Here is an 8,539-nt window from a genome sequence, read left to right as displayed (position 1 = left end):
GGTGTCCACCTATTTTGGTGGACACCTCATGCATCAGGCCACGCAACAGCAAAAGGTGCAGGGAAATTCGCGCTTACTTTTGAAGAAGTTTCTGCATTCGGCTGGCTCGAACAGGTGACAGATATCGCCGAGAGCCAATCATCCGCTGCTGCATGCCGATGAGGCGATCCGCGCCATCTACCTCAAAGGCTTTCAGAGGATCAACCAGCCCTACACCGAGGGCGACGACATCTGGCTACGCTACGGTTGCGAAGATCATCTCATCACTTGGGCTCGGTTTATCGCCAACCACCTCCCTGACTGGTTGAAGCAGGCTGAGGCATGGGACGGGAACGAGGCCTGATGGTTCACCAAGACGGGATTCATCTGTTTGACTTGAGCCACTAGCCGACTGAGTGGCTCCGCAAGTCCGGATGTTTCGGTTCCTTCACGACTTTCCAAACTCGGGGTACGCGGTTATGTGGACGTCACATAACCGCGTACCCTCGACGGGATCGATTGGTGCAACCGCATCACACGTTCCCTCCCCGCCGGGCGCACCGCTATCCAGTCGGGCGTGTTCAGCCTGCTTGTCCGGCATCGGGTTCCGTGGCAGCCCTGTCCGGTCGAAGACACGGATGTCCGGGACCGGACACATGGAGGCATGGAGGTGTCGAGTATTCAGCCGTTGCGGTGCGAACATGGTGTTCGCCTCTTACCCGCACAGGCCTCATAGACTAGTCTTCTGTAATGGGTCCTCCTTCGTCGAGTCTCCTCTGGACGATATCTCATCGTCAGGATCATGCTTCTGTCCGTGGTCAGCGCGAAGGCCGCCACACTATGCCATCAGATCCAAGCCGAACGGCAGCGCCCTCCTGAACCTTGCCACGCCCTCGTCCCGGCGACGGGACCTATGCCATCGCTGCGGCCTTGCTCCATCGGAAGTCGGTCGCATCCACCCACATGCGATGGAGCACGATGCCCAACTTGTGGGCAAGGGCCATCTTGGCGCGCTTCATGCCCGACGTTTCGCCACGTCAAGCGCCCAGTGCTTCAGGCCTGAGAAGCGGGTCGCCCGCGTCAGCACGATGTGCCCGTTTCAAAGAGCGCTGTTCGCACCATGGCGTCGCCGACCTTGCTGACACCACCGTCCCGGTCGGTCTCACCGGATTGATGGGCGTAAGCCCGAATTAGGCTCCGACCACACTGAATTTTCCAAGCCGCATCGGGTCGTCCACCGCCGGTGAGCGCAACCAAGGCGCCGACCCCAGGTGTGCTCATCAATCTGCGGCAAACCTTGTCAGCGCGCGCGCTCTTCGATCTTCAGCATCTCGCACTCCGCTACTCGCCAACGAATGTGCATGGAAACTAGACTAGACTGGGCGGCATGCCGATTGCAAGGAACACAGTGATTTCCGTTGGGATCTAACAGTCTCATAGTCTCCGGCCAAGGAGGTTTAAATGAACCTTGCTCGAACGATTCAAATCGATGCGATAGACGAGGCACTGTCGGGTGCGGTCCCGTAGAGGTCAACAAAAGTGGCGCAGGGGTCGAGAAGCGTCTCATCTCCTATCGGCAAATCGCATTATTAATGAGCTTGGAGGAACGGCGATATGTCGATCCAGAATCCGACGCATCCCGTGGCTGCTGCGAGAAGCAGGTTGAGCACGATTACAGAACTCAATGAAGCAGCCGCAGATGAAGCCTGGAAGCCGTACATATGTCACCAGACGTTCGATGGCGAAAGTACGGCTGAAAGCATCGCCCAGAGCGGGCCGCAGCTTGGGGTTCATTTCCGCGAGAGCTGCGCACTTTGTTGCGGCACGTTCGGCGAGTTGCTGCAAGGCCAGTTGTCCATCGGCTCCCTTTCCCGCGACTCTCATTTCTTGGTCACGATGCCCATCGCGCTCTTTGCTCGGGCCTACTTTATACCGTCTCCAGGCATACGATCTGTAACCGTCTATCCATCGCATAAAATCAAAGCAAAACGACTGGCTGAGAATCTCGTGAGTGCGCTGAGCGTCTCAGGAGGAACTCTTATTCTACAATCTGAGCTCCCCGAAGGCAAAGGGCTGGCGAGTTCGTCCGCGGATCTTGTTGCGGCTGCAAGGTCAATCGCGTCCTGTTTCAATCGTAGGATCCGTACATCGTTGATTGAGAAGCTAATGGCAGAAATCGAGCCGTCCGACGGGGTGATGTACCCCGGCGTGGTCGCATATCAACAGCGATCATGTAGGCTTTTCTCCTTTCTCGGACAGATGCCGCCGCTAGCTATCGTTGGTATTGATGAGGGAGGGACGATTGAAACCGTCGACTATGACCAACGGCGAGGTGAGATCTCCGCTAGCCACCGAGCTCAATATCATGAACTACTCGAGCGGACACGTTCAGCTATCTCGGGGGGCGACACCGCCGCGATTGGTGGAATAGCTACAGCAAGCGCGCTCCTGCATCAGGAGCGGGTTCCCAAAGAGCATCTAGATTCGATGCTGAAAGCGTCTGAGGACACTGGCGCGCTCGGCGTTGTAGTCGCGCATAGCGGTACCATGATCGGGATACTACTGGATCGACTGGCGCCTGGTTTCCCACGGACGCTTCGGTCGGTTGTGGACAGTGTGTCGTCGTTTCACAGCTCGCCAAAAATATATGTCACAATGAATGGCTGCCGGTGAGCTACCGCATGGACGCCGATCACACACACCATCCGTTCTCCGGTTATTCTGAGGCCTATGCCCTACCCCGGATCATTCGGTGCGGGACCAATCTTTACCTGGCGCAGTTTGCATTCATGAAACTTCTTCCTGCAAAGTACATTATTGAGCGAGCGCTGGCTCGAGAGACATTGCAGCGAGACGCGACGATTCTAGAGACGTCGAGCGGAACATTTGCCCTTGGGTTGGCTGTAGTCTGCCGGGAATATGGTTTCCGCCTCGAAATCTTCACTGATCCGGTGATGGACAGGGCTCTTGAAAAAAGGTTGAGATCGCTGGGGGTGAAAGTAGTTATAGTAACAGAAAAGGCGGAGCAAGGCGGATATCAAAGGAGCCGCCTCGACGCATTGCAGACTAGGATGAAACAGTTAGGCCACTCCTGTTTCTGGCCTCGCCAATACGAAACTCGAGACAATCCCGGCGCCTACAAATATTTCGCCGACCAGATCACTGGAATGGTTGGCGCAGAGATCACGTTGGTGGGGTCGGTCGGATCAGGCGGTTCCACTTGCGGAACAATAGAGCGCCTCCGCCGCAAAGCCCCCGGCGCCCGGCTGATTGGAGTGGACACTTTCAATAGCGTCATTTTCGGTCAGGCGGACGGTGAACGGAAACTGCGCGGGTTGGGTAACAGTCTCGTCCCGAAAAACGTGAAGCATGAACTTTATGACGAGGTTCATTTCATATCGGCTTCGCTGGCTTTTGCTGCGACGCGTGACCTTCACGAACGGCACGCAGTTTTTGCGGGCCCGACTTCCGGCGCGAGCTATATCGTCGGGCGGTGGCGCGCTCAGGAGTATCCAGAGGAAACCGTAGTGGTGATATGTCCTGACGAAGGCCACCGCTACGTCGAGGCTGTCTACGATCACGAGTGGTGCGAGCAGAACGGATGCCTGCATAATGGTGTTCTCTTGGACTCTCCAGCTAGCGAAGATCACCCCTCGACTGCTCTCCCGCCATGGAACCGATACCGCTGGAAGCGCAAAAGCCGGGAGGCTGTCTTGAAGGTGTTGGAGTGGCATGATGGATCGGAATAGTTTTCTTTTCGTGGAAAGCAACACGACCGGCACTGGCGAGCTATTGATCAAGCGTGCCGCGGCCTTGGGTTTTGAGCCTTATCTCATTACTCGAAATCCGGGCCGCTACCGCTTTCTCGACGAGTGCGGCGCGCGAGTAGTTGAAGCCGAAACGCGTAGTCCGGATGAAATTCTCAGGGTCGCCGCCAAACTGACAGGGTTGACAGGAATATTTTCATCCTCGGACTATTTTGTGGAAACGGCGTGCAGAGCCGCGATGAAACTAGGGCTGCCAACGGCGAGTCCGGAGGTTGTAGCTAGGTGTCGGAACAAATGGAAGCAAGTGACCGAATTGCAGCGACAATCGATCTCAGTGCCAAAGACCCAACTGATCACTTCGGTCAGAGAGCTAGATCTTGCTCAAATTACTTTTCCGGTCGTCGTGAAGCCGGTCTCGGGAAGCGGCAGTAGCGGCGTGTGCCTTTGCGAAAATACCACGGCCGCCATACAGGCATTCGGGCGAGCAAAGGACGTGTTGCTCGATCAAGTAGGTTTGCAAAGCCCGGAAGTTCTAATTCAGCAATACATAAGAGGCCAAGAATACTCTGCAGAGATGATTGCGTTTAACGGGAAGGTGCATTGCCTTGCAATCGTTGCCAAGCACAAGGGGCCGCCACCTCACTTCGTCGAGGTTGGGCACGACTTCCCGACCCCGCTTCCGGAGTTGTGGCTGAGGGACCTGGCTTCTTTCGCAGCAGGAGCAGCATCGGCTTTGGGGCTGGACTTCGGACCGGCTCATGTGGAGTTTGTAGTGACGGAGTCAGGTCCTGTCGTCATTGAGGTAAATCCTCGGTTGGCTGGCGGAATGATTCCAGTCATGCTCTCGCACGCTTTAGGCACGTCAATCCCTGACATGGTTATCAAGCTTTATGCGGGTGAAGCGTTCCCGCATCTCCGGTTGAGCAAGACAAGAGCGGGAGCCATCCGTTTCGGCCTCGCCCAGAAGTCCGGGAAGCTCAAGCGCCTGAGCTTTTCCCAGAATGCTGGGCCGACCGTGCCCGAAACGGGTCTTCTGAAATCTGAGGGGGAGGAAATACAGATAAATGGCGACTTCAGAGACCGTGTAGCGTATGCGATCGGCGTCGCTGACGAGCTCGACGCCGCGGCCGCAGTGGCTGAACAGATGATAGATTCCATTGTCGTTGACATCGACCCGACTGATGGCGAAGCGCAGAGCAAGCAAGACGGAGGGCTAAGCGAACGCAGATGGACCTTGCATCCTGAAGCGATGAAGCTGCTCGCTCCGCCCATCGAAATCTCGCGCGACGGTCGACTCCTGAAATTCCAAGCGGCCATAGATGAAGCACATCTGGTGATGCTCGCCGATCAAGGCTTGGTTGAGCGAGCATTAGCCGCAGACCTGCTCAAGCATATTCTCAGCCTCCAGAGCGAGGGCTTTCGATCTTTGGAGGGCCGCGATGCTCCGCGGGGCCTCTATCTGGCCTATGAGGCCGAGCTTGCCGCCAGGGCAGGCCCGGAAAAAGCTGGCTGGCTACACTTGGCGAGGTCCCGCAACGACTTGAACGCCACCATTTCTCTAATGGCTCTGCGGGACGCCGCATGTTCCACTTCGCAAGAAATAGGAGCTGCACAAGAGGTCTTGCTTCAGCGAGCGGAAGAAGCGTCCACACTTATAGCTCCACTGTACAGCCAATACCAAATCGCCCTTCCGGGGTCGCCGGGGCACTACCTGCTCGGGGTCTTCTTTGCTCTCGGGCGCGAGCGCCAAAGGCTTCTTCGCCTCTTGGAAGACGTTAGGAGTTGCCCCATGGGAGCCGGCGCTGGCGGCGGAACCAGCATGCCCATAGATCCCTCGAAAACCGCGAGCCTTTTGGGATTTGAACTGCCCTCGTTTAACTCCCTCGACGCAGTAGCGAGCCGGGACTTCCATCTGCAGGGGCTTTCACTCTTTACTGGTGTGTCGATATTGCTCAGTCGTGTTGCTCAGGATCTTCAGGTTTGGACGACGCGCGAGTTTGCTCTCATCGAGGTTCCTCGCAATCTTGCCGGGGGCTCTTCCATGCTGCCGCAAAAGAAGAACCCATATCTTCTTGAACACATCAAGGGGGCGGCAAGCACCGTGATTGGCGCATACGTCTCTGCGGCAACGGCAAGCTGCAAATCGCCTTTCAGCAACTCCATCGAATCCAGCAACTACGGCTGCTCGTCGCTGGCCCCTGCAGAAGATGCCCTTAAGCGAGCCATAATCCTTACATCGCTGGTTGTGAAGTTCATGTCTTTCAATGCGGCATCGATGCGGCAAAATCTGGAAGACGGCTTGGCAATGACGACTGTAGCGGCCGAGCGAATGGCGTCGCGAGGCGTTCCCTTCAGGGCCGCCCACACACAAATTGGCGAGATCGTGGCGCAACTGTCGCAGGATGGCTCTATCTCGAAGCGCCGAAGAGAGTTGGCTAGTCACCTCGCTGGGGTATTGCCGACGAGTCCTGAAGAATGCAGGGACGCTCTGCAGTTCGGAGGAGGACCAGGAACAGCATCAACCGAGGCCCAGCTTGCCGAAGCAAAAACGCTCTTTCGGGATGCCCAACTCAAATGTGCAGACATACGGGAAGGCTGGGAGAGTGCCGACATGCACCGCAAACAGAGGGTGAAAGAAATCATCGGCGGCATCAAACCACCTGACGGCTTGCCTACATGAGCGGCATTAATACCCTGTGGTGATGAGCGCCGCGTGGGCAGAGGGGGAGAGTTCGGGCCCTCCACCTCGTCGGCGGACCCGAACCGTCAAGATATCCGCACCGGACTGGAGAAACTTTATGGCGAGGGAGTGCCAGATAACGTGGCGATATGGCCTTGTCGCTCAGGACGGGCCCGATGGCCATCGCTTGGCGGCCGCTCGCCGCACGATATGGGTCGCTCTGAAACGTGCGAGGCGCTCGTTGCGGATGGGTCGCTACCCGTCGCTCCTCTATGAAATAGGTGCCCGTAAACCAACTACGTCGCAACAGTTCCTTCAACTAAGTTTGCAGAATCTTTGCGACGGCAAATTGGCGGGGATGGTACGTTCCACAGGCCTGATCTCAGGCGCGGCTGAACACGTGAACACTGATCCCGATCGGGTCCGAGGCCGCTCAACACGCAACATTGGAGCGGAACGACAGTGGCAACAAGAGCGCTCATCCTGGTTGAGGGTCATAGCGGTATGGGTCTCTCATACATCTTGGCGGCTCAGCAACTTGGTCTTCATCCAATCACCCTGTCGGCTGACCCAGCCCAGTACTATTATATCGCGGCAGAAAAGCATGAAGCAGTTCGTGTCGATACGGACAATCTCGACGCACTCGTCCAACAATGCTCTCAGATAAGTGAGACGTATGAGATTGCGGGCATTATCGGCTTTTCTCGCGCCGACGAGTCGGCCTGTGTGATGGCTGGCAAGCTCTGCCGTCATTTCGTCCTGCCAGGGCCGAACCTAGAAGCTATTGAACAATGCTGCGACAAGTACACTCAGCGTCAACTTCTCGCTGCCTCAGGCGTTCCGATACCTGAGTATCGCTTGGCGACCAACGCAGCTGAAGTGGGGGATTCCGCCGAGGAGATTGGACTGCCGGTGATAATCAAGCCTGCGGCGGGCAGCGGCAGCGTCGGTGTCCGATTGTGCCGCACCGCCCGCGAACTGGCCGAACATACGAACTATATTTTGGGCGGACAGCACCGATGGGGGGCTGCGCCGAGGATTCTGGTCGAGGAATTCGCAAATGGCGGCCCCGCTTATGGGGTAGACACAATGGGGGATGCGGTCGTTGGGATTTCCACTGGCCACTGCGGTCCCCCACCGCATTTCGTCTATCGTGATGCAACTTATCCGGCCGCGCTGAATAACGAGGGGCATGAGCGTAGCATTATCGATATCTCCCTTAGCTCTTTGCGCGCTCTTGGCCTGGGCTGGGGACCAGCGGGCATCGAAGTCCAGTGGACCGAGCGTGGGCCGGTGATCATTGAGGTCAACCCGCGCCTTCATGGCTCGCCGACTCCCCAAATGGTTGATCTGGCTTACGGTATTGATCTTATCACGGCGCATATTAAGCTTGCCATCGGCGAAGAATTGGATTTGCGCAAAAGGCATTCGCAAACAGCGGCCGCACGATTCTTAGTTGCTGATCGCGATGGGACGCTTGACTGGATCGGTGGGGAGAGCGAGGCAGCTGCCCTACCAGGTGTCGCTGAGGTCAAATTCTATGTTCAACCAAAAACTCCGATTGTTAGAAAAGGCGACTATAGAGATTGTTTGGGGCATGTCGTCGCGGCTTCATCCAGCCTCCCTCGTGCCGAGGCGATACTTCAGCGCGCCGTTGACTTGATAAACTGGTCCATCACGCCCCAAGGAACGATAGTTGAAAACGGCTAAAGTATAAATTGGCCTGTTCATTCGTAATTCCTTTGCCGACCGGGGTTGCAAATAGGTCAGGGTAATTTCGTCGAGCGGCTATAAGAGCTGGCTCCGCTTGTTTGGACAGCGCCCCGCGGAATTTAAGTGGCATCCTGCCGGGTTACGTTGAGCGCGGGGCTTTGCGATTTTGCTGCGGCGTCGGGAGAAGGGCGTAGCCCGACCAGAGCTGCAGCAAAATCGCGCGGCGACGATCATGCGGCCGTCGCCATCGCCTGCGCGCCGAAATAAGCCTCGTCATGCCCGACTTGAACACCTGGACGAGAACACAAAAAGAACATAGCCAAGTAAGTCATTGATTTTTAGTGACCGTAGCTTGGTCAATGAAAATAGTGTGGTGCTAAATTCTTTCACCGGAACGGCG

At 56.6% G+C, this 8,539-nt stretch carries 4 protein-coding genes and 1 pseudogene; 4 read left to right on the top strand and 1 reads right to left on the bottom strand.

The genetic code is table 11. From position 1 onward, the window contains the following. Positions 1–890: 890 nt before the first annotated feature. Positions 891–1,287, bottom strand: a pseudogene (locus tag ACWGTI_RS31700) (transposase); the annotation flags it as partial. A 306-nt stretch (positions 1,288–1,593) separates the two neighbouring features. Between ACWGTI_RS31700 and ACWGTI_RS31695 the strand changes: the two are divergent. The 4 genes from ACWGTI_RS31695 (at position 1,594) to ACWGTI_RS31680 (ending at position 8,136) form a co-directional block, all read left to right on the top strand. Beyond that, entirely contained in the window at positions 1,594–2,652 is a 1,059-nt protein-coding gene (locus tag ACWGTI_RS31695) for a GHMP family kinase ATP-binding protein (protein WP_454590578.1), read from the top strand. 8 nt (positions 2,653–2,660) lie between these two features. After that, positions 2,661–3,728: a pyridoxal-phosphate dependent enzyme gene (locus tag ACWGTI_RS31690; RefSeq protein ID WP_454590577.1), complete on the top strand. Its 1,068-nt coding sequence runs from the start codon at positions 2,661–2,663 to the stop codon at positions 3,726–3,728. Beyond that, the gene (locus tag ACWGTI_RS31685) at positions 3,712–6,426 is read left to right on the top strand and encodes a lyase family protein (protein ID WP_454590576.1); all 2,715 of its coding nucleotides are present in this window, start codon (positions 3,712–3,714) and stop codon (positions 6,424–6,426) included. Before ACWGTI_RS31690 ends, ACWGTI_RS31685 begins: the two co-directional genes overlap by 17 nt. 462 nt (positions 6,427–6,888) lie before the next feature. Beyond that, a complete protein-coding gene (locus ACWGTI_RS31680) occupies positions 6,889–8,136 on the top strand; it encodes an ATP-grasp domain-containing protein (RefSeq protein ID WP_454590575.1) in 1,248 nt (415 codons plus the stop codon). Positions 8,137–8,539 lie beyond the last annotated feature (403 nt).

Source organism: Mesorhizobium sp. ArgA1 (assembly GCF_053714375.1).
The sequence above is the reverse complement of the archived record's forward strand: the minus strand, read 5'-3'. Positions and strand labels throughout refer to the sequence as shown.

What these genes read in the sequence shown, in the direction of transcription:
- ACWGTI_RS31690 (WP_454590577.1), top strand. Translation starts at nt 2,661, where the DNA reads ATGGACGCCGATCACACACACCATCCGTTCTCCGGTTATTCTGAGGCC.
- ACWGTI_RS31685 (WP_454590576.1), top strand. Translation starts at nt 3,712, where the DNA reads ATGATGGATCGGAATAGTTTTCTTTTCGTGGAAAGCAACACGACCGGC.
- ACWGTI_RS31695 (WP_454590578.1), top strand. Translation starts at nt 1,594, where the DNA reads ATGTCGATCCAGAATCCGACGCATCCCGTGGCTGCTGCGAGAAGCAGG.